The organism is Pseudomonas sp. 8AS, from assembly GCF_902506505.1.
Taxonomy (GTDB): domain Bacteria; phylum Pseudomonadota; class Gammaproteobacteria; order Pseudomonadales; family Pseudomonadaceae; genus Aquipseudomonas.
Genome location: NZ_LR733406.1, coordinates 2,867,104 through 2,887,178 on the forward strand (window position 1 = coordinate 2,867,104; position 20,075 = coordinate 2,887,178).

The window sequence follows — 20,075 nt, forward strand, 5'->3', positions numbered from 1 at the left end:
CCAAACCCGGTCTACTCGGGTACCCTGCCGGCCCGTTCAGTCACCCCTTCAGGAATTTTCGGCGATGCTGCTCAAAGCGCTGCGAATCGGCCTCGGCCAGCTCATCATCCTCATCGATTTCCTCACCCGCCCGCGCCAGCTCAAGCGCAGCGCCGAGGCGCAAGCCCAAGTCGAGCGGGAAGCCGCCGGCCTGGCGCTGTACCAGTTCCATGCCTGCCCGTTCTGCGTGAAGACCCGGCGCACCCTGCACCGCCTGAATGTGCCGCTGGCGCTGCGCGATGCGAAGAACGACAGCAGCCACCGCCAGGCCCTGCTGGAGCAAGGCGGCAAGCTGCAGGTGCCCTGCCTGCGCATCGAGGAACAGGGCGAGAGCCGCTGGCTGTACGAGTCCAAGGCGATCAGCGCCTACCTGAACGAGCGCTTCGCCGCCCAGTGAGGCTCGGGCCAGGGCCGCTTTGGCCCTGGCTTGCTCACTCTCAGTCGAGCATGCCGACATGCCGTGGCTGGCTGGCCACCCGCGCCAGCCAGGCGTTGATCGCCGGGAAGCCGGACAGGTCGAAGCCGCCTTCGTGGGCCACGTGGGTGTAGGCATACAGGGCGATGTCGGCGATCGAATAGTGCTCGCCGACCAGGTACGGCGTGCGGTTGAGCTGCTGCTCCATCACCTTGAGCGCCTTGTAGCCGCGCACCTGGCAGACCTTGAACTCTTCCTCGCGCTCGGCCGGGCGGCCCTGGTACAGCTGGATGAAGCGCGCCACGGCAATGTACGGCTCATGGCTGTACTGCTCGAAGAACTGCCACTGCAGCACCTGGGTGCGCAGGCGCGGCTCGCCGGGGAGGAACTCGCTGCCCTCGGCGAGGAAATTGAGGATGGCATTGGACTCCCACAGGCAGGTGCCGTCGTCCAGCTCCAGCACCGGGATCTTGCCGTTCGGGTTCTTGGCCAGGAACTCCGGGGTCTGCGTCTCGCCCTTGAGGATGTCGACCGGGACCCACTCGTACTCGCGGCCGAGCAGGTGCAGCATCAGTTTGACCTTGTAGCAGTTGCCGGAACGGTAATCGCCGTAAACCTTGAGCATGTCTATTTACTCCCCTGGGCCTCGCGCACCACTGCGGCCAGGCGGCGCAGGCCTTCGCCCAGGCGGGCCGGCTCGACGTGGCTGAAGTTCAGGCGCAGGTAGCCCGGGTTGGCATCCGGCTCGGTGAAGAACGGCTCGCCCGGCATGAACGCCACGTTCTGCGCCATGGCCGGCTGCAGCAGGCTGCGGGTGTCCAGCGGCTGCTTGAGGGTCAGCCAGAAGAACAGGCCGCCCTGCGGCACCTGCCAGTCGGCCAGGTCGCTGAAGTGTTCCTCCAGGGCCGCCTGCATGGCATCGCGGCGCTGGCGGTAGAAGTCGCGCAGTTCGGCCAGGTGCGCGTGGTACTGCTCGGTGCCCAGCCACTGCAGGGCCTGCCACTGGCCGATGCGGTTGGTGTGCAGGTCGGCCGACTGCTTCAGGCGCAGCAGGTGCGGGAACAGGTCGGGCGTGGCGATCAGGTAGCCGACGCGCAGGCCCGGCAGCAGGGTCTTGGACATGGTCCCGGTGTAGATCCAGCTGGCGCGCTTGAGGCGGCTGACGATGGGCGTGGCGCTGCCGGCGTCGAACACCAGGTCGCGGTAGGGTTCGTCCTCGATCAGGGTGACGTTGAACTCGTCGAGCAGGGTCGCCACCGCATCGCGCTTGGCCTCGCTGTAGCGCACCGCCGAAGGGTTCTGGAAGGTCGGAATCAGGTAGGCGAAGGCCGGCTTGTGCTGCTGCAGGCGCTCGCGCAGGGCCTCCAGGTCCGGGCCGTCTGCCTCCTGGGGCACGGTGATGCAGTCGGCACCGAACAGCTGGAAGGACTGCAGCGCGGCCAGGTAGGTCGGCGCCTCAACGAGAATTTCCGTGCCCGGATCGATGAACAGCTTGCTGGCCAGGTCGAGGGTCTGCTGCGAACCGCTGACCACCAGCACCTGGCTGGCCTCGCACGGCACGCCGAGCAGGCGCGCCTCGGCGGCGATGCGCTCGCGCAGTTCCGGCTCGCCTTCGCTCATGCCGTACTGACTGATGCCGGCCGGCATCCCGCTCCAGTCCACCTTCGGCAGCATCGGCTCGGCCGGCAGGCCGCCGGCGAAGGACATCACCTCCGGACGCTGCGCCGCAGCGAGGATTTCACGGATCAGGGAGCTTTTCAGGCGGGCAACGCGTTCGGAGAAGGCCATGACAAATCACCAGTAGCAAAGGCAGGACAAATTGGGTCAAACTCGTTGACCGAAACTACGCCGCCTCGAACAGATACGTCAATATGTTTGACCTGAAAAAGCCGACCGGCCAGCTAACCGCCATGGAAGCCTTCTTCTTCGGCTACCAGGCCTTCACCACCAAGCCGGACGAAATCCTCGCCCGCCGCGGCCTGTCGCGGGTGCATCACCGCATCCTGTTCTTCATCGCCCGCTATCCGGGGCTGAGCGTCAAGCAGCTGTTCGGCTACCTCGGGGTGAGCAAGCAGGCGCTCAACACGCCGCTGCGCCAACTGCTGGAAATGCACCTGGTGGAGAGCGTGGCGGCGCAGGACGACAAGCGCAAACGCCTGCTGGCGCTGACCGCCGACGGTGCCAAGCTGGAACAGGCCCTGCGCCGCGAGCAGACCAGGCTGCTCGAACGGGTCTTGCACGAGGCCGGGGAAGCCAGCATGAACAACTGGCTGGCGGTCAACCAGCTGCTCGGCAAGACCCGCCAGACCGGCGCCGAGGACTGAGAGGCCCCGGTTCAGGCCGACTGGCCGCGCAGCTCGGCGGCGGCGCGGAAGAACACCAGCATCATGCACAGCGAGCCGCCCAGCAGCGGCAGGATGGCCAGCACCATCAGCAGCACCGAGGCCAGCATGCCGCCACCGACTATGTCCATCCAGGCCATCACGCGGAATACCGGGTAGACGTCGGGCACCTGCAGCAGGCGGATGCCCAGCCACAGGGTGGCGATGCCGAGCAGCACCAGCACGGCGAAGTAGAGGATGGATCTCCAGTCGATCCGGTTGAACAGGCCCTCGCCCCAGAGCAGGTCCAGGCCCTCCAGCAACAGGCCGAGCAGCACCATGGCCCACACAGGAAAGGCCAGACCGCGGGCCTCGAAGCGTTGTTCGGCAAAGACCTTCAGGCGCAGCAACAGGTAGCTGCCGAGCAGCACGGTGGCCAGGCTCAGGGCATCCATGCCGCGCCGCAGCGCCACGGCGGCCTGCTCATCGACCAGCAGCACCAGCACGGTGACCACCAGGCTGCCGAGCAGCGAAACCAGCGACAGCCAGCCGAGCAATTGCAGCTGGCCGACACTCCAGCCGCTCAGCGGCCGGGGCGCCGGCGTATCGAGCAGCGCCACCTGCGGCGCGGCATAGGGATTTTCCGGTTGCATGGGACGTCCTTGATGGATGGAACAGTGACGAGCGATCCACGGCTAGGCGAAAACTGTACCGCCCATTGACGCGTTCGCTGTACCGCGACGCCCAGCCTAACAGCGCATAGGCTGCCAGCAAGCCCGGAGAGCCGCCATGACCGCCGAACTGCTGATCGCCTTTATCGCCTTTGCCTTCGTCACCTCGGTGACCCCGGGCCCGAACAACATGATGCTGCTGGCCTCCGGGGTGAACTTCGGCGTACGCCGCAGCGTGCCGCACATGCTCGGCATCAGCCTGGGCTTCATGGTCCTGGTGATCGCCGTGGGCCTCGGCCTGGGGCAGCTGTTCGAGCGCTTCCCGCCGCTGTACACGGCGCTGCGCTACGCCGGCGGCGCCTACCTGCTGTACCTGGCCTGGAAGATCGCCGGTTCCGGGGCGCCGGACACCAGCGGCCGGGCGCACGGCAAGCCCTTCACCTTTATCCAGGCGGCGGCCTTCCAGTGGGTCAACCCCAAGGCCTGGATCATGGCCATCGGCGCCATCACCACCTACACCCCGCAGGACGGTTTCCTGGTCAACGTGCTGCTGATCGCCGCCCTGTTCGCCGCGGTCAACTGCCCCAGCGTCGGCCTCTGGACCGTGGCCGGCAGCCTGCTGCGCCGCTGGCTGGATGAGCCGCGCGTGCTGCGCGCCTTCAATATCGGCATGGCGCTGCTGCTGGTAGCCTCGCTCTACCCTATCCTGATCGACGTCAAGGGAAGCCTGTGATGACCCTGGAAGCCATGGACACTTCCACACGCCTGCGTCCGCTGGCCGACTCCTCGCCCTCCGCCGTGGTGGCCGGCTTCGTCGCCATGCTCACCGGCCACACCAGCTCGCTGGTGCTGATGTTCCAGGCCGGCCAGGCTGCGGGCCTGAGCGCCGCGCAAATCGCCTCCTGGCTGTGGGCCCTGGCGGTCGGCATGGGCCTCTGCACCATCGGCCTGTCGCTGCGCTACCGCGCGCCGGTGGTGGTGGCCTGGTCGACGCCGGGCGCCGCACTGCTGATCACCAGCCTGCCGGGGGTGAGCTACCCCGAGGCCATCGGTGCCTTCGTCATCTGCGCCGTGCTGCTCAGCCTGCTCGGCCTCTCCGGCACCTTCGCGCGGGTCATGCGCCACCTGCCGTCCTCGCTGGCGGCGGCGCTGCTGGCCGGCATCCTGTTGCGCATCGGCAGCGAGATCTTCGTCGCCGCGCAGAGCAGCACGGCGCTGGTGCTGGCGATGTTCTTCAGCTTTCTGCTCGGCAAGCGCCTGGCACCGCGCTATGCGGTGCTCACCGCACTGCTGGTGGGCGGGGTGACGGCCGCGGCGCAGGGCCTGCTCGATTTCAGCCAGATCCGGCTGGAGGTGACGCTGCCGCTATGGACCACGCCGAGCTTCTCCTTCGGCGCCGCCATCAGTATCGGCCTGCCGCTGTTCGTGGTGGCCATGGCCTCTCAGAACATCCCCGGCCTTGCCGTGCTGCGCGCCGACGGCTACGACGTACCGCCCTCGCCGCTGATCGCCAGCACCGGCCTCGCCTCGCTGCTGCTGGCACCGTTCGGCTCCCACGGCATCAACCTGGCCGCCATCAGCGCCGCCATCTGCACCGGCGCCGAGGCTCACGAGGACAAGCGCAAGCGCTACACCGCGGCACTGTGGAACGGCGTGTTCAACCTCACCGCCGGGATCTTCGCCGCCACCCTGGCCGCGCTGTTCGCCGCCCTGCCGGCGGCGCTGGTGCTGTCGATCGCCGCCCTGGCGCTGCTCGGCTCGATCGGCAACGGCCTGGCCCAGGCCATGCACGAGCCCGGCCAGCGCGACGCGGCTCTGGTCACCTTCATGACCACCGCCTCGGGCATGACCCTGCTGGGCATCGGCTCGGCCTTCTGGGGCCTGATCGCCGGCGCCCTGACCCTGGGTATCCTCAACTGGCGCAAGGGCCGCTAGCGGCGATCCACAGGCAGAAAAAAGCCCGGGACTGCCCGGGCATTTCTACCGAAGGCCGTCGCTTCAGGCCGCCTGGACTTCTTCCGCCGCTAGCTGCTTGCCGTGGGCGAAGTTGACCCACCAGCCGAATGCGGCCGCGGTGAAGAACATGATGAAGCTGTAGATCGCCGCCGGGATGGCCATGGTCGAGTTGTTCAGTAGCATCGGGCTGAGCGCCAGGGCAATCGCCAGGGTGCCGTTGTGGATGCCGATTTCCATGCCGATTGCCACCGCCTGGCGCAGCGGCAGCTTGAGCAGGCGCGGCACGAAGTAGCCGACGCCGAGGCTGACCAGGTTGAAGACCAGGGCCGCCATGCCCACCACCGGGGCGTAGTCGACCACGGTCTGCCAGTCCTTGACGAACGCCAGCAGGATCACCAGCACCAGGAACAGGGCCGAACCGAGCTTCACCGGCTTGTCCATGCGCGCGGCAAAACCGGGGAAGCGGCTGCGCAGGAACATGCCGATGACTACCGGGCCGAGGACGATGGCGAACACCTGCACCACCTTGCCGAACTGCAGCGGCAGAGCCTGGTCGGCGGTCATGAAGTACTGCAGCGACAGGTTGACGATGAACGGCATGGTCAGCACCGCGATCACCGAATTCACCGCGGTCAGGGTGATGTTCAGCGCCACGTCGCCGTGCGCCAGGTGGCTGTAGAGATTGGCCGAGGTGCCGCCTGGCGAGGCCGCCAGCAGCATCAGGCCCACCGCCAGGGCCGGCGCCAGGCCGAAGCCCTTGGCGATGAGGAAGCACAGCAGCGGCAGCAGGACGATCTGGCAGCCCAGGCCGATCAGCACCGGCTTGGGAAACTTGGCCACCCGGGCGAAGTCGGCCAGGGTCAGGGACAGCCCCAGGCCGAGCATGATGATGCCCAGGGCGATGGGGAGGAAAGCGGTCAGCAAGGGCGATGCGGTCATTGTTATTGTTCTCCGTAACGGGGCGCCGATTCTTCACGACGCGCAACAGCGTTGTAACTGGCTTTATGGGCCAAGACTGTTGCAGTGTTGTAACCGAAGATGAACGGGGCAGCTTGCGCTGAGCTACTACCCCGGCCAGACGCGGGTAGTAGCAGGCAGACATGAAAAAGGCGCCTCTCGGCGCCTTTGCGTTGCGGATCAGATGACGGTGGCACCGCCATCCACCACCAGGGAATGCCCCGTGGTGAAGCCGGCCGCGTCACTGCACAGGTAGAGCACGGCGCCGGCGATTTCCTCGACCTTGCCGATGCGCCCGACCGGGTGCATGGCGGCGACGAACTCGGCCTTCTTCGGGTCGGCCTCGGCGGCGCGGCGGAACATGTCGGTGTCGATCACCGCCGGGCAGACGGCGTTGACGCGGATTTTCTTCTTCGCGTATTCGATCGCGGCGGACTTGGTCAGGCCGATCACCGCATGCTTGGAAGCGGCGTAGATGCTCATCTTCGGCGCCGCCAGCACGCCGGCCACCGAGGCGGTGTTGACGATCGCGCCGCCGCCCTGGGCCAGCATCACCGGCAACTGGTGCTTCATGCACAGCCACACGCCCTTGACGTTGACGCCCATGATGGCGTCGAACTCGGCCTCGCTGCCCTCGGCCAGGCGGCCCTTCTCGATCTCGATGCCGGCGTTGTTGAAGGCGTAGTCCAGCCGACCATAAGCGGCCAGAGTGCGCTCCACCAGCGTCTTGACCTCGGCCTCGCGGGCCACGTCGCAGCGCACGAAGATGGCCTCGCCGCCGGCCTCGCGGATCAGCGCAACGGTGCCTTCACCGCCGGCCACATCCACATCGGAAACCACCACCTGCAGGCCCTCGGCCGCGAAGGCCAGGGCGGTGGCACGACCGATACCGGCGGCACCGCCGGTGACCAAGGCTACTTTGCCGGAAAAACTCATGCTCATTGCTGCGTCCTCGCAAGGCGTTGAAATTGAGCGGAGTCTAGCCAGCCCGGACGGCGCCGAGCAGCACTATCAGAAAGCCGTAGGGGCTGCCATGCAGGCAAATGATGGCGCTAGACTGCGCGCTCATCTCGGGAGGCGACATGACACTGACGAACTATCGATTCACCCTGGGGGCCGACGCAACGGCCATGGCGCAGGTGCGTGCCGGCCTGGAAGCCTTCAACCAGGCGCAGATCGGCGACTACGCCTATCGCGACTTCGAACTCTATGCCCGCGACAGCGAGAATCAGGTGGTTGGCGGCCTGTTCGGCCACTCCGGCATGGGCTGGCTGTACATCGACTACCTGTGGCTGGCCGACAGCCAGCGCGGCAGTGGCCTGGGCGCCCACCTGCTGGGCCTGGCCGAGGACGAAGCGCGCCGGCGCGGCTGCACCGGCGTATTTCTCTATACCTACAGTTTCCAGGCGCCCGGCTTCTACCAGAAACAGGGTTATGAGCAGATGGGCGTACTGGAGGATTGTCCGCCGGGGCACCAGCGCTTCTACCTGAAGAAGCGCCTACCCGCCTGATCGATCAGGCGCCCTGCAGCTCGGCCACCACGGCAGCCAGCGCCTGGGCCGGGTCGGCGGCCTGGCTGATCGGCCGGCCGATCACCAGGTAGTCGGAGCCGGCCTTGATGGCGTCGGCCGGGGTGAGGATGCGGCGCTGGTCGTCGGCCGCACTGCCCGCCGGACGGATGCCCGGGGTGACCAGCTGCAGGGCCGGCTGCGCAGCCTTCAGCGCCGGCGCCTCCTGGGCCGAGCAGACCAGGCCGTCCATCCCGGCCTGGGCCGCCAGACCGGCCAGGCGCAGCACCTGCTGCTGCGGCTCGATGTCCAGGCCGATGCCGGCCAGGTCCTCGCGTTCCATGCTGGTCAGCACGGTCACGCCGATCAGCAGCGGTTTGGCGCCGCTCAGCTTGTCCAGCTCGTTGCGGCAGGCCGCCATCATGCGCAGGCCACCGGAGCAATGCACGTTGACCATCCACACGCCCAGCTCGGCGGCGGCCTTGACCGCCATGGCCGTGGTGTTGGGGATATCGTGGAATTTCAGGTCGAGGAACACTTCGAAACCCTTGCTCTGCAGGGTCTCGACCACCGCCGGGCCGCTACGGGTGAACAGTTCCTTGCCCACCTTGAGCCGGCACTGCGCCGGGTCGAGCCGTTCGGCCAGGGCCAGGGCGGCATCGCGGGAGGGGAAGTCGAGGGCAACGATAATCGGGGACTGGCAGGACATGACGGGCTCGCTGGCAAATCGGAACGCGGCGCATTGTAGCGCAGGCCGCCGGCAGCGTCAGAGCGGACTAGCCATCCAGGGCCAGGGCGGTCATGAAGCCGGCCAGGGTGATCAGCCCGGTCAGCGCATGGGTGCTGGAAAAGGCCTCGGGAATCAGCGTATCGACCAGCATGCACATGACCGCCCCGGCGGAGAAGCTCAGGGCCACCCCCAGCCACAGCGGCGGCAGCTCGGCGAACAGCGCCGGACCGGCCATGGCCGCCAGCCCGGAAAGCAGCACGATCACGCCCCACAGGCCAAAGATATAGGCCTTGCTATGCCCTTCGGCGCGCAGGCCGTTGGCGCTGGCCAGGCTTTCCGGCAGGTTGGAGAGGAAGATCGCCACCAGCAGCATCTGGCTCACCGAGCCGCCATCGATCAGACCCAGGCCCAGGCCGAGGGATTCCGGAATGCCGTCGAGAAAGGCCCCGGCGGCAATCAGCAGGCCGAGCATGGAGGTGCGCCGGCCCACCCGGCGGCGGTGCTGGTATTCGATGCGGTCCAGCCACTCGTCGATCACCACGAACAGCGCGCCACCGCAGAGCAGGCCCAGCAGGGTCGCCGTGAGCCCACCCAGACGGCGCGCCTCGGGGATCTGTTCGAAGCACATGGCGCCGATCAGCACGCCACTGCCATAAGCCATGATGGTCGCCACCACGCGTTTCGACAGGTTCAGGTAAACCCCGAACAGCGCGCCGAGCAACAGGCTGCTGGCCGCCACCAGCCCCCACAGGCCGGCTTGCATCGTTATGCTTGTTGCCACGTCCTGCTCCCTTCACTGCTCGGCCAGCTTAACCCTGGCGGCTGCACCTGGCACTGCGCCAGATCAGCCGTACGGGGTTAGACTGTGCGCCCCGTTCCCGCGCAGCATGCCCCATGGCCCGTCTCACACTCGACTTTTCCCGGCAGAGCTTCTGCTACAGCAGCCACATGACCGTGCGCAGCACCGATATCAACGCCGCCAACCACCTCAGCAACGACTCGATGATCTCGATGATTTCCGAGGCACGGGCGCGTTTCCTGTTCGACTTCGGCATCCGCGAAACCTCCGCCAGCGGCCCCGGCATCATCGTCACCGATCTGGCCACCATGTACCGCGCCGAAGCCCATGCCCGCGACCAGCTGCTGTTCGAGGTCGGCGTGATGGATTTCAACCGCTACGGCGGCGACATCATCTTCCGCATCACGCGCCCGGCCGATGGCACGCTGATCGCCCTGGCCAAATCCGGCTTCGTGTTCTTCGACTACAGCCTGGGCAAGGTGGTCGAGATGCCCGCGGATTTTCGCGCGACCTTTCCCACGGTCAACTGGCTGGCCTGAAGCTGGCGAACCTTTGGTGAACGCTCTAGGGTTAAAACCGCACTGCCCGCCTAGAGGCATTCACCGAGGAGCCCGACCGTGCCCAACCTTTCCCCAGCCCGTACCCTGCTGCTCTGCTGCCTGACCGGCCTGCCCCTGGCCAGCCAGGCAGAGCCCTCCGCCGAGCGTGGCCGCTACCTGGTGCAGGTATCCGGCTGCAACGATTGCCATACCTCCGGCTACATCCTGGCGCCAGACAAGGTGCCGGAAAGCGCCTGGCTACTGGGTGACAGCCTGGGCTGGAGCGGCCCCTGGGGCACCACCTACGCCAGCAACCTGCGCCTTGTGCTGCCCAAGCTCTCGGAAGAACAGTGGCTGCAGCTGGCGCGCAATGCCAACTACCGCCCGCCGATGCCCAGCCACGCCCTGCGCATCATGGAGGAAGACGATCTGCGCAGCATCCATCGCTTCGCCAAGCAGCTCGGTGAAGCCGGTCAACCTGCACCGGCCGCCCTGCCACCCGGGCAGGCCGCCGCGGGGCCGGTGGTGCAGTTCCCCATGCCGCCGGCGCAATAACCCGGGCGCGGCCTGCATCGCGCCGCTGGCGACGGCAGGCGCTTCGACGGCGCCCGGCACGGGGCTGGCGGCAAGAACCCGGCCCTCGCCTCAATAAGGTGCGCAGCACAGGCAATCCGCACCGGATTGAGCCAGGCGGCAGCGCGCCCTCCCTCGCAAGCCCCTGTTTCAGGGCGTTTCGCCAGCTTGGCCCAGCTCTTGCTGTAGGACTGCCATAGGCAACCAACGGCGGCTGCCCTACTTACGACAAAGGCGTCGCACCACCCCGCTTCCGGCGATCAGGTGGTGCGGCGCCTTTTGCGTTTCAGCCCCAACGCCTGGGGTGGGTCGACGGGCCGCGATCCGGACGTCGACCGGTAACTCTCTCAATCTGGCTGCGGCTTCGGCCTCAGGGCCGGGCGTCACAAGCGCCCGGCTTCGCCCGGCGGCTGCCGGCGATGTGCCCACGATCACATCGACCGACAGCCGACCGGGACTCTCATTTGCTGACGAGGTGTTGGATGAATACAAGTTTCTGGAAAGCCGGCCACGCACCGACGCTGTTCGCCGCCTTCCTCTATTTCGACCTGAGCTTCATGGTCTGGTACGTGCTCGGCCCGCTGGGCGTGCAGATCGCCAGCGACCTGGGCCTGACCACCCAGCAACGCGCCATGATGGTCGCCACGCCGATTCTGGCCGGCGCCGTGCTGCGCTTTCTGATGGGCCTGCTGGCCGACCGCACCTCGCCGAAAGCCGCCGGCCTGATCGGCCAGGTGATCGTCATCGGCGCCCTCGCGGTGGCCTGGCTGCACGGTGTGCACAACTACGAACAGGCGCTGCTGCTCGGCCTGTTCCTCGGCTTCGCCGGCGCCTCCTTCGCCGTCGCCCTGCCGCTGGCCTCGCAGTGGTACCCGCCGCAGCACCAGGGCAAGGCCATGGGCATCGCTGGCGCCGGCAACTCCGGCACCGTGCTGGCCGCCCTGTTCGCCCCGGGCCTGGCCGCCCTGTTCGGCTGGAGCAACGTGTTCGGCCTGGCGCTGATCCCGCTGGTGCTGGTGCTGGTCATCTTCGCCACGGTGGCGCGCAACGCCCCGGAACGTCCGCCGGTTAAATCGATGGCCGACTACCTCAAGGCCCTCGGCGACCGCGACAGCTGGTGGTTCATGTTCTTCTACAGCGTGACCTTCGGCGGCTTCCTCGGCCTGGCCAGCACCCTGCCCGGCTACTTCCACGACCAGTACGGCTTCGACCCGGTCAAGGCCGGCTACTACACCGCCGCCTGCGTGTTCGCCGGCAGCCTGATGCGCCCGCTGGGCGGCGCCCTGGCCGACCGCATCGGCGGCATCCGCTCGCTGCTGGTGATGTACACCTGCGCCTCGATCTGCATCGCCGTGGTCGGTTTCAACCTGCCCAGCTCGCTGGCCGCCCTGGCCCTGTTCGTGGTCGCCATGCTCAGCCTGGGCGCCGGCAACGGCGCGGTGTTCCAGCTGGTACCGCAGCGCTTTCGCAAGGAAATCGGCGTGATGACCGGGCTGATCGGCATGGCCGGCGGCATCGGCGGCTTCTGCCTGACCGCCGGGCTTGGCGCGATCAAGCAGTCCACCGGCTCCTACCAGCTCGGCCTGTGGCTGTTCGCCAGCCTGGGCATCCTCGCCTGGTTCGGCCTGTACGGCGTCAAGCAGCGCTGGCGCACCACCTGGGGCTCGGCCGCCGTCACCGCGGCGCGGGTGTAACTGCGCAGCCCCATAAGGATCGGGTGAGACCCGCCAGCGATGGCGGGTTTCGCTCTAGCAGTAGAAGACGAATCGATGGAGGGTTGAGGCAAAGGCGGGACTGACCGGCAGAGTTGCATTGCACTGGTCAGGAAAGGCGGGTGAAGTCGGCAACGACAAACTCGTGCAACCCTGTCCCGGTCTCGCCTTTGCCTCAATCCTTCCCACACGAGAACGCCAGATGGCCCTGCAACTGACCTTCGGTGAAGCCACCGCCACCGGCCCCCGGGCGGAAAACCAGGACGCCATCCGCGTGGTCACCCCGACACCGGCCCTGGCGGCGAGCAAGGGCTTCCTGTTCGCCCTGGCCGATGGCGTCAGCCAGTGCGCCGACGGCGGCCTGGCCGCCCGCGCCACCCTGCAGGCCCTGGCCCTCGACTACTACGCCACCCCGGAAACCTGGGCCGTGGCGCAATCGCTGGATCGCCTGCTGGTCGCCCACAACCGCTGGCTGCAGGCCAACGGCGGCGGCCAGCCGCTGCTGACCACCCTCACCGCCCTGGTCCTGCGCGGGCGGCGCTTCACCCTCGCGCATGTCGGCGACTGCCGCGCCTACCGCTGGCTGGACGGGCAGATCGAGCGCCTCAGCGAAGACCACGTGTGGGAGCAGCCGGGCATGCAGCACGTACTCAAGCGCGCCATGGGCCTGGATCAGCACCTGGTGGTGGACTACCTGGAAGGCGAACTGCGCGAAGGCGAGAGTTTCCTGCTGGTCAGCGACGGCGTCTGGTCGACCCTCGGCGACCACGGCGTGCACAGCATGCTCAAGGACGAGAGCGACCCCGCCGCAGCCTGCCGCGCCCTGGTCAGCGCCGCCCACCTGGCCGGCAGCCAGGACAATGCCAGCGCCCTGCTGGTGCAGGTGCAGGGCCTGCCGGACAACGACCTGGCCGACACCCTGGCGCAGATCCAGCACTGGCCGCTGCCGCCCAAGCTGCGCGACGGGCAGAGCTTCGAGGGCTGGCAGGTCGAGCGCCTGCTCGCCGAGTCGCGCCAGTCGCTGGTCTACCGGGTGCGCGACAACCAGTCGCGGCGCTGGCTGCTGAAAACCCTGCCGGCCAGCCGCCATGACGAGGAACAGGCCGGCCCGGCCCTGCTGCTCGAGGAATGGTTCCTGCGCCGGGTGGCCGGGCGCCACTTCGCCGAAGTCCACCCGCTGCCGCAGCGCCAGCACCTGTACTACGTGCAGCGCGAGCATCAGGGCCAGACGCTGGCCGAACACCTGCGCCTGTCCGGCCCGCTGGGCCTGCCGGAGTGGCTGGAGCTGGCGCCACGCCTGCTCAAGGCCCTCGGCATGCTGCATCGGCGCAACCTGCTGCACCGCGACATCAAGCCGGAAAACCTGCTGTGGTGCGACGACGGCGAGTTGCGCGTGCTGGATTTCGGCCTGGCCTACTGCCCCGGTCTGTCCCGCGACGAGGCCCATGCCCTGCCCGGCACGCCCAGCTATATCGCCCCGGAGGCCTTCAGCGGCGGCAAGCCCAGCGCCCAGCAGGACCTCTACGCCGCCGGCGTGACCCTCTATCACCTGCTCACCGGGCACTACCCCTACGGCGAGATCGAGGCCTTCCAGCATCCGCGCTTCGGCAAGCCGACCGCGCCCAGCCGCTACCGCCCCGACCTGCCCGGCTGGCTCGACGACTGCCTGCTGCGCGCGGTGGCGGTCAACCCGACCGAGCGCTTCGAGACCGCCGAGGAATGGCTGCTGGCCCTCGAACAGGGCGAGCGCCAGGCTCTGGTGCTGCGCCCGCGCCCGCTGCTGGAACGCGAGCCGCTGAAAGTCTGGCGCGGCGTGGCCCTGGCCTCCCTGCTGCTCAACCTGGCCCTGCTGGTGGCGCTGCTCAAGTAAGGGCAGCGCGCACCACAACGGCGCAACAAGCCTTAAACAGGTGCGTCGACGGCCCGTGATAAACCCGCAAAAACCCGCGCCAAGCCGCTAAAGACAAGTCTTTCGCAAAGTTGGCACGCTGCCTGCTTTAGAGACATCGACATTACATAAAGGCATCGCCCTCAACGACGAGCGCAGTGCCTCCCGGCAGATCGGGACAAGGACAAAGGCGTCCTCGCTAGGTAACTAGCGGGACGCCTTTTTTGTTTTCCGACTTTCGGTATCCGTGACGGAGAGGAACCATGAAAAAACTCAAACTGGTAATGGTCGGCAACGGCATGGCCGGGGTCAGAACCCTGGAAGAGCTGCTCAAGCTCGCCCCCGACCTGTATGACATCACCGTCTTCGGTGCCGAACCGCACCCCAACTACAACCGCATCCTGCTGTCGCCGGTGCTGGCGGGCGAGCAGACCTTCGAGGAAATCGTCCTCAACGACCTCAACTGGTACGCCGAGAACAACATCAAGCTGATGCTCAACCGCAAGGTGGTCGACATCGACCGCAAGAAGCGCATTGTCATCGCCTCCGACGGCAGCAGCGCCGAATACGACCGCCTGCTCATCGCCACCGGATCCAACCCGTTCATCCTGCCGATTCCCGGCAACAAGCTGCAGGGCGTGATCGGCTACCGCGACATCGCCGACACCGAAATGATGATGGCCACCGCCAAGACCCACAGCCACGCGGTGGTGATCGGCGGCGGCCTGCTCGGCCTGGAAGCGGCCAACGGCCTCAAGCTGCGCGGCATGGACGTGACCGTGGTGCACCTGTCCGACTGGCTGCTCGAACGCCAGCTCGACAAGACCGCCGGCAAGCTGCTGCAGAGCGCCCTGGAGGCCCGCGGCATCCACTTCCGCCTCAACGAGCAGACCGAAGAACTGATGGACAACGGCGAAGGCCGGGTCTGCGCCGTGCAGTTCAAGGGTGGCGACGTGATCCCCGCCGACCTGGTGGTGATGGCCGCCGGCATCCGCCCCAACACCGAACTGGCGGAGAAGGCCGGCATCCCGTGCAACCGCGGCATCCTGGTCAACGACACCATGCAGACCTACGACCCGCGCGTGTACTCGATCGGCGAATGCGCCAACCACCGCGGCACCGCCTACGGCCTGGTCGCGCCGCTGTTCGAGCAGGCCAAGGTCTGCGCCAACCACCTGGCCCAGCTCGGCTTCGCCCGTTACCAGGGCTCGGTGACCTCGACCAAGCTCAAGGTCACCGGCATCGACCTGTTCTCCGCCGGCGACTTCATGGGCAGCGACGGCACCGAGACCATCACCCTCTCCGACCCCATCGGCGGCGTGTACAAGAAGCTGGTGATCAAGGACGACGTGCTGGTCGGCGCCTGCCTGTATGGCGACACGGCCGACGGCGGCTGGTACTTCCGCCAGGTCAAGGAGAACGCCAACATCAGCGAGATCCGCGATCACCTGATGTTCGGCGAGAGCGCCCTGGGCGACGTCGGCCACCAGGGCCAGAGCAGCGCGGCGAGCATGCCCGACAGCATGGAAGTGTGCGGCTGCAACGGCGTGTGCAAGGGCACCATCGTCAAGGCGATCCAGGAAAACGGCCTGTTCAGCGTCGACGACGTGAAGAAGCACACCAAGGCCGCCAGCTCCTGCGGCTCCTGCGCCGGCCTGGTCGAGCAGATCCTGATCAGCACCGTCGGCGGCGCCGCCGACGTCAAGCCGAAGAGCGAGAAGGCCATCTGCGGCTGCAGCGAGATGAACCACGGGCAGATCCGCAAGGCGATCCGCGAGCAGCATCTGACCAGCATGGCGCAGACCATGGAGTACCTGAACTGGATGACGCCCAACGGCTGCGCCACCTGCCGCCCGGCACTCAACTACTACCTGATCTCCACCTGGCCGGGCGAGGCCAAGGACGACCCGCAGTCGCGCCTGATCAACGAACGCGCCCACGCCAACATCCAGAAGGACGGCACCTACTCGGTTGTTCCGCGCATGTGGGGCGGCGTGACCAACCCGTCCGAGCTGCGCCGTATCGCCGACGTGGCCGACAAGTACAACGTGCCGATGGTCAAGGTCACCGGCGGCCAGCGCATCGACCTGCTGGGGATCAAGAAGGAAGACCTGCCGGCCGTGTGGAAGGATCTGGACATGGCCTCCGGCCACGCCTACGGCAAGTCCATCCGCACCGTGAAGACCTGCGTCGGCAGCGAATTTTGCCGCTTCGGCACGCAGAACTCGACCCAGCTGGGCATCGACCTGGAGCACGACCTGTTCAACATGTGGTCGCCGCACAAGGTCAAGCTGGCCGTCTCCGGCTGCCCGCGCAACTGCGCCGAGGCGGGGATCAAGGACGTCGGCATCATCGGCGTGGATTCCGGCTTCGAGATGTACATCGGCGGCAACGGCGGGATCAAGACCGAGGTCGCCGAGTTCTTCGTCAAGGTGAAAACCGCCGAGGAAGTGCGCGAATACAACGGTGCCTTCCTTCAGCTGTACCGCGAGGAAGCCTTCTACCTGGAGCGCACCGTGCACTACATGCAGCGCGTCGGCATGGAGCACATCAAGAAGGCCGTGCTGGAGGACGAAGGCAACCGCAAGGCGCTCAACGCGCGCCTGCAGTACGCCCTGTCGTTCGAGCAGGACCCGTGGAAAGAACGCATCGAAACCCCGCAACTGAAGAAAGAATTCGACCGTATCCCCGTCGTAGCCGTTGAGGAGGCCACCGCATGAACTGGCTGGATATCTGTGCCCTGGAAGAGATCAACGTGCTGGGTTCCCGAATCGTCAGCGGGCCGAAAGGCGATATCGCGATCTTCCGCACCTCAGATGACGAGGTGTTCGCCCTCGACGACCGCTGCCCGCACAAGGGCGGGCCGCTGTCCCAGGGACTGATCTACGGCAAGCGCGTGGCCTGCCCGCTGCACAACTGGCAGATCGAACTGGAAAGCGGCGTGGCCGTGGCCCCGGACGAAGGCTGCGCGCACCGTCACGACGTGAAAGTGGTCGATGGCCGCGTGCTGCTCGCCCTGCACAACGCGGCCACCGCGGCCGCCTGCGTTTGAAGCCAGCCCTTCGCCCCTACGGAAATCACACGCCATGTCTCTAACCGCTGAAACAACAGTCACCGCCTCGACCTGCTGCTACTGCGGCGTGGGTTGCGGCGTGCTGATCGAGCATGACGGCGAGAAGATCACCGGCGTGCAAGGCGACCCCAGCCACCCGGCGAACTTCGGCAAGCTGTGCAGCAAGGGTTCGACCCTGCACCTGACCGGCGACCTCGACGCCCGCGGCCTGTACCCCGAGCTGCGCCTGGGCAAGGGCCTGGCGCGCTCGCGCAGCGACTGGGACAGCGCCCTCGACCACGCCGCCAATCGGTTCGCCGAGACCATCCGCGAACACGGCCCGGACAGCGTGGCCTTCTACATCTCCGGCCAGCTGCTGACCGAGGACTACTACGCCTTCAACAAGCTGGCCCGCGCCCTGGTCGGCACCAACAATATCGACAGCAACTCGCGCCTGTGCATGAGCTCGGCCGTGGTCGGCTACAAGCGCAGCCTGGGTGCCGACGCGCCGCCGTGCAGTTACGAGGACATCGAGCAGAGCGACTGCCTGCTGATCGCCGGTTCCAACATGGCCTACGCCCATCCGGTGCTGTTCCGCCGCCTGGAAGAAGCCAAGGCGCGCCGGCCAGAGATGAAGGTCATAGTGGTCGACCCGCGGCGCACCGACACCTGCGAGCTGGCCGACCTGCACCTGGCGATCCTGCCGGGTACCGACGTCGCCCTGTTCCACGGCATCCTGCACATCCTCATGTGGGAAGGCTGGATCGACCGCGCCTACATCGATGCCCACACCGAGGGCTTCGACGCCCTGAAGACCCTGGTGCGCGACTTCACTCCGGGGATAGTCGCCGACACCTGCGGCATCTCGGTGGAAAACCTGCAGGCCTGCGCCGAGCTGATCGGCAAACCTAAGTTGTTCGATCACGTTGCGAGCAAAGGCGATGCTAGGCAAAACACGGCGAGGACGCGGAGTTTACAAGACGTAAATGAGCAGTCCGAGCCGGGTTTTAACGACGCAGCGCCGAGCGCAGCAGTCAGCGGACAGCTTAGGGCGCCGAGCTTCCTCTCGCTGTGGTGCATGGGCCTCAACCAGTCCAGTGCCGGCAGCGCCAAGAACAGCGCGCTGATCAACCTGCACCTGGCCACCGGGCAGATCGGCAAGCCCGGCGCCGGTCCTTTCTCCCTCACCGGCCAGCCCAACGCCATGGGCGGTCGCGAAACCGGCAGCCTGAGCAACCTGCTGCCGGGCCACCGTGAGGCCGGCAATGCCGAGCACCGTGCCGAGGTAGCCCGCTACTGGGGCGTCGACAGCCTGCCGGAAACTCCCGGGCTGACCGCCATCGAACTGTTCGATGCGGTGCGCGAGGGCAAGATCAAGGCCCTGTGGATCGCCTGCACCAACCCGGCGCAATCGCTGCCCAACCAGAACAAGGTGCACGAGGCCCTGGCCGCCTGCCCGTTCGTGGTGGTGCAGGAAGCCTTCTTCACCACCGAGACCTGCCATTACGCCGACCTTCTGCTCCCGGCCGCCAGCTGGGGCGAAAAGGAAGGCAGCGTGACCAACTCCGAGCGGCGCATCAGCCATGTGCGCCGTGCCGTGCCAGCGCCCGCAGAGGCGCGGCCGGACTGGGCGATCACCTGTGATTTCGCCCGCCGCCTGGAACAACTGCTCCGCCCCGGCCTGCCCAGCCTGTTCACCTTCCTCGACAGCGAGTCGCTGTTCGAGGAATACAAACACCTGACCAGCAACCGCGACCTCGACCTCTCCGGTCTGAGCTACGCCCTGCTGGATGACCAAGGTCCCCAGCAATGGCCGTTCCCGGCCGGCGCTAGCCGGGGCACTCCGCGCCTGTATGGCAACGGCCGCTTCCCCACCGCCAACGGTCGCGCGCAGTTCCTCGCCGATCCCTACCGCGCGCCCCAGGAAAAGCGCGAGGCGCGCTTCCCGCTGACCCTCAACACCGGCCGCCTGCGCGACCAGTGGCATGGCATGAGCCGCACCGGCACCGCCGCCCGGCTGTTCGGCCATGCCGAGGAAGCCGTGCTCAGCCTGCACCCGGACGAGCTGCGCCGGCGCCGCCTGCAGGCCGGCGACCTGGTCAAGGTGCGCAGCCGCCGCGGCAGCCTGATCGTGCCGGTGCAGGCCGACGACGGCGTGCGCTCCGGCCAGGCCTACCTGCCGATGCACTGGGGCAACCGCTTCCTCAAAGGTCTGGGCACCAACGTGCTGACCCAGCCGGCGTTCGATCCGCTGTCCAAGCAGCCGGAACTGAAACAGGCCGGGGTCGAGGTGGAGAAAGTCGAACTGCCCTGGCAGCTGTTCGCCCTGGTCGAAGGCAACGTGCAGCAGCGCTTCAACGCCCTGCGCCCGCTGTTCGAGGAATTCGCCTACGCCAACCTGACCCTCACCGGTCGCGAGCGCCCCGCCCTGCTGATCCGCGCCGCCAGTGCGCTGGCCCCCGAAGCCGGGCTGCTGGCGCAGATCGACGCCCTGCTCGGCGTCGACGAAGGCCCGGTGCTGGCCTACGACGACCCGCGCCGGACCGTGGGCAAGCGCGTGCGCATCGAGGACGGGCGCATCGTCAGCATCCGCCTGGCCGGCGAAACCGCCGCCCGCGACTGGCTCAAGGGCCTGTGGAGCGAAGGCCAGGCCGACGCCGACCTGCGCCGCTGGCTGCTCGCGCCGCTGTCCACCCCGCCGGGCAGCAGCGGCAAGAAGGCCGGCAAGACCCTGTGCAACTGCCTGAACGTCGGCGAAGACGCGGTGTGCGCCGGCATCGCCCGCGGCCTCGACCTCGACGGCCTCAAGCAGGAGCTGAAATGCGGCACCAGCTGCGGCTCCTGCGTCCCGGAAATCAAACGCCTGCTGGCGACACAAACCCTGTCCGCCGCGGCGAACGCCTGAGGAGATCGAC

The 20,075-nt window shown here is 67.3% G+C and carries 19 protein-coding genes; 12 read left to right on the top strand and 7 right to left on the bottom strand.

Going from position 1 to position 20,075, the window contains the following annotated elements:
- Window positions 1-64: 64 nt before the first annotated feature.
- The gene (locus tag GV001_RS13295) at window positions 65-436 is read left to right on the top strand and encodes a glutaredoxin (RefSeq protein ID WP_160080587.1); all 372 of its coding nucleotides are present in this window, start codon (window positions 65-67) and stop codon (window positions 434-436) included.
- A gap of 40 nt (window positions 437-476) precedes the next feature.
- Here GV001_RS13295 and GV001_RS13300 read toward each other — a convergent pair whose 3' ends face one another.
- Both GV001_RS13300 and GV001_RS13305 read right to left on the bottom strand, forming a co-directional pair.
- Window positions 477-1,079 carry a glutathione S-transferase family protein gene (locus tag GV001_RS13300; RefSeq protein ID WP_160080589.1) on the bottom strand — a complete coding sequence of 201 codons (603 nt, stop codon included), beginning with the start codon at window positions 1,077-1,079 and terminating at the stop codon, window positions 477-479.
- A 2-nt stretch (window positions 1,080-1,081) separates the two neighbouring features.
- Window positions 1,082-2,242, bottom strand: a complete 1,161-nt coding sequence (locus tag GV001_RS13305; RefSeq protein ID WP_160080591.1) for a PLP-dependent aminotransferase family protein — start codon at window positions 2,240-2,242, stop codon at window positions 1,082-1,084.
- 83 nt (window positions 2,243-2,325) lie between these two features.
- On the opposite strand from GV001_RS13305, the gene GV001_RS13310 reads away from it, so the two are divergent.
- On the top strand, window positions 2,326-2,778 hold the full coding sequence (locus tag GV001_RS13310; RefSeq protein ID WP_160080593.1) for a MarR family winged helix-turn-helix transcriptional regulator: 453 nt from the start codon (window positions 2,326-2,328) through the stop codon (window positions 2,776-2,778).
- Window positions 2,779-2,789: 11 nt separating this feature from the next.
- On the opposite strand, the gene GV001_RS13315 is transcribed toward GV001_RS13310, so the two are convergent.
- Window positions 2,790-3,428 (bottom strand): hypothetical protein, encoded by a 639-nt coding sequence (locus GV001_RS13315; protein ID WP_160080595.1) that lies wholly within the window; start codon window positions 3,426-3,428, stop codon window positions 2,790-2,792.
- 136 nt (window positions 3,429-3,564) lie between these two features.
- On the opposite strand from GV001_RS13315, the gene GV001_RS13320 reads away from it, so the two are divergent.
- Together GV001_RS13320 and GV001_RS13325 are read left to right on the top strand one after the other, a co-directional pair.
- Window positions 3,565-4,179: a LysE family translocator gene (locus tag GV001_RS13320; protein WP_160080597.1), complete on the top strand. Its 615-nt coding sequence runs from the start codon at window positions 3,565-3,567 to the stop codon at window positions 4,177-4,179.
- A complete protein-coding gene (locus tag GV001_RS13325; protein ID WP_160080599.1) occupies window positions 4,179-5,381 on the top strand; it encodes a benzoate/H(+) symporter BenE family transporter in 1,203 nt (400 codons plus the stop codon). Before GV001_RS13320 ends, GV001_RS13325 begins: the two co-directional genes overlap by 1 nt.
- A 63-nt stretch (window positions 5,382-5,444) precedes the next feature.
- Here the strand turns inward: GV001_RS13325 and GV001_RS13330 are convergent, their stop codons facing one another.
- Window positions 5,445-6,341, bottom strand: coding sequence for a bile acid:sodium symporter family protein (locus tag GV001_RS13330; RefSeq protein WP_160080601.1), 897 nt, complete (start codon window positions 6,339-6,341; stop codon window positions 5,445-5,447).
- Window positions 6,342-6,539: 198 nt separating this feature from the next.
- Complete coding sequence (locus GV001_RS13335) at window positions 6,540-7,301, bottom strand: SDR family oxidoreductase (RefSeq protein ID WP_160080603.1); 762 nt, start codon at window positions 7,299-7,301, stop codon at window positions 6,540-6,542.
- 140 nt (window positions 7,302-7,441) lie between these two features.
- Between GV001_RS13335 and GV001_RS13340 the strand changes: the two genes are divergently transcribed.
- A complete protein-coding gene (locus GV001_RS13340; protein WP_160080605.1) occupies window positions 7,442-7,870 on the top strand; it encodes a GNAT family N-acetyltransferase in 429 nt (142 codons plus the stop codon).
- A 4-nt stretch (window positions 7,871-7,874) separates the two neighbouring features.
- Here the strand turns inward: GV001_RS13340 and pyrF are convergent, their stop codons facing one another.
- Entirely contained in the window at window positions 7,875-8,576 is a 702-nt protein-coding gene (gene pyrF, locus GV001_RS13345) for an orotidine-5'-phosphate decarboxylase (protein WP_160080607.1), read from the bottom strand.
- Window positions 8,577-8,643: 67 nt separating this feature from the next.
- Window positions 8,644-9,360, bottom strand: coding sequence for a ZIP family metal transporter (locus GV001_RS13350; protein WP_256664917.1), 717 nt, complete (start codon window positions 9,358-9,360; stop codon window positions 8,644-8,646).
- Between the two features lie 131 nt (window positions 9,361-9,491).
- Here GV001_RS13350 and GV001_RS13355 point away from each other — a divergent pair, with 131 nt between their 5' ends.
- From GV001_RS13355 to GV001_RS13385, 7 genes are all read left to right on the top strand, one after another.
- Complete coding sequence (locus GV001_RS13355; RefSeq protein WP_160080611.1) at window positions 9,492-9,935, top strand: thioesterase family protein; 444 nt, start codon at window positions 9,492-9,494, stop codon at window positions 9,933-9,935.
- A 78-nt stretch (window positions 9,936-10,013) separates the two neighbouring features.
- The gene (locus GV001_RS13360) at window positions 10,014-10,490 is read left to right on the top strand and encodes a cytochrome C (protein WP_160080613.1); all 477 of its coding nucleotides are present in this window, start codon (window positions 10,014-10,016) and stop codon (window positions 10,488-10,490) included.
- A gap of 500 nt (window positions 10,491-10,990) precedes the next feature.
- Entirely contained in the window at window positions 10,991-12,202 is a 1,212-nt protein-coding gene (locus tag GV001_RS13365; RefSeq protein WP_160080615.1) for a nitrate/nitrite transporter, read from the top strand.
- A gap of 220 nt (window positions 12,203-12,422) precedes the next feature.
- The gene (locus GV001_RS13370; protein ID WP_160080617.1) at window positions 12,423-14,090 is read left to right on the top strand and encodes a bifunctional protein-serine/threonine kinase/phosphatase; all 1,668 of its coding nucleotides are present in this window, start codon (window positions 12,423-12,425) and stop codon (window positions 14,088-14,090) included.
- Window positions 14,091-14,371: 281 nt separating this feature from the next.
- Complete coding sequence (gene nirB, locus GV001_RS13375; RefSeq protein WP_160080619.1) at window positions 14,372-16,828, top strand: nitrite reductase large subunit NirB; 2,457 nt, start codon at window positions 14,372-14,374, stop codon at window positions 16,826-16,828.
- Entirely contained in the window at window positions 16,825-17,160 is a 336-nt protein-coding gene (gene nirD, locus GV001_RS13380; protein ID WP_160080621.1) for a nitrite reductase small subunit NirD, read from the top strand. The genes nirB and nirD overlap by 4 nt, the downstream gene beginning before the upstream one ends.
- Before the next feature lie 34 nt (window positions 17,161-17,194).
- Complete coding sequence (locus tag GV001_RS13385) at window positions 17,195-20,065, top strand: nitrate reductase (protein WP_160080623.1); 2,871 nt, start codon at window positions 17,195-17,197, stop codon at window positions 20,063-20,065.
- Window positions 20,066-20,075: the final 10 nt, after the last annotated feature.

Bases quoted from the DNA above. Each gene is read 5' to 3' on its own strand.
- GV001_RS13295 (WP_160080587.1), top strand. From the start codon at position 65: ATGCTGCTCAAAGCGCTGCGAATCGGCCTCGGCCAGCTCATCATCCTC.
- GV001_RS13300 (WP_160080589.1), bottom strand. From the start codon at position 1,079: ATGCTCAAGGTTTACGGCGATTACCGTTCCGGCAACTGCTACAAGGTC.
- GV001_RS13305 (WP_160080591.1), bottom strand. From the start codon at position 2,242: ATGGCCTTCTCCGAACGCGTTGCCCGCCTGAAAAGCTCCCTGATCCGT.
- GV001_RS13310 (WP_160080593.1), top strand. From the start codon at position 2,326: ATGTTTGACCTGAAAAAGCCGACCGGCCAGCTAACCGCCATGGAAGCC.
- GV001_RS13315 (WP_160080595.1), bottom strand. From the start codon at position 3,428: ATGCAACCGGAAAATCCCTATGCCGCGCCGCAGGTGGCGCTGCTCGAT.
- GV001_RS13320 (WP_160080597.1), top strand. From the start codon at position 3,565: ATGACCGCCGAACTGCTGATCGCCTTTATCGCCTTTGCCTTCGTCACC.
- GV001_RS13325 (WP_160080599.1), top strand. From the start codon at position 4,179: ATGACCCTGGAAGCCATGGACACTTCCACACGCCTGCGTCCGCTGGCC.
- GV001_RS13330 (WP_160080601.1), bottom strand. From the start codon at position 6,341: ATGACCGCATCGCCCTTGCTGACCGCTTTCCTCCCCATCGCCCTGGGC.
- GV001_RS13335 (WP_160080603.1), bottom strand. From the start codon at position 7,301: ATGAGCATGAGTTTTTCCGGCAAAGTAGCCTTGGTCACCGGCGGTGCC.
- GV001_RS13340 (WP_160080605.1), top strand. From the start codon at position 7,442: ATGACACTGACGAACTATCGATTCACCCTGGGGGCCGACGCAACGGCC.
- pyrF (WP_160080607.1), bottom strand. From the start codon at position 8,576: ATGTCCTGCCAGTCCCCGATTATCGTTGCCCTCGACTTCCCCTCCCGC.
- GV001_RS13350 (WP_256664917.1), bottom strand. From the start codon at position 9,360: ATGCAAGCCGGCCTGTGGGGGCTGGTGGCGGCCAGCAGCCTGTTGCTC.
- GV001_RS13355 (WP_160080611.1), top strand. From the start codon at position 9,492: ATGGCCCGTCTCACACTCGACTTTTCCCGGCAGAGCTTCTGCTACAGC.
- GV001_RS13365 (WP_160080615.1), top strand. From the start codon at position 10,991: ATGAATACAAGTTTCTGGAAAGCCGGCCACGCACCGACGCTGTTCGCC.
- GV001_RS13370 (WP_160080617.1), top strand. From the start codon at position 12,423: ATGGCCCTGCAACTGACCTTCGGTGAAGCCACCGCCACCGGCCCCCGG.
- nirB (WP_160080619.1), top strand. From the start codon at position 14,372: ATGAAAAAACTCAAACTGGTAATGGTCGGCAACGGCATGGCCGGGGTC.
- nirD (WP_160080621.1), top strand. From the start codon at position 16,825: ATGAACTGGCTGGATATCTGTGCCCTGGAAGAGATCAACGTGCTGGGT.
- GV001_RS13385 (WP_160080623.1), top strand. From the start codon at position 17,195: ATGTCTCTAACCGCTGAAACAACAGTCACCGCCTCGACCTGCTGCTAC.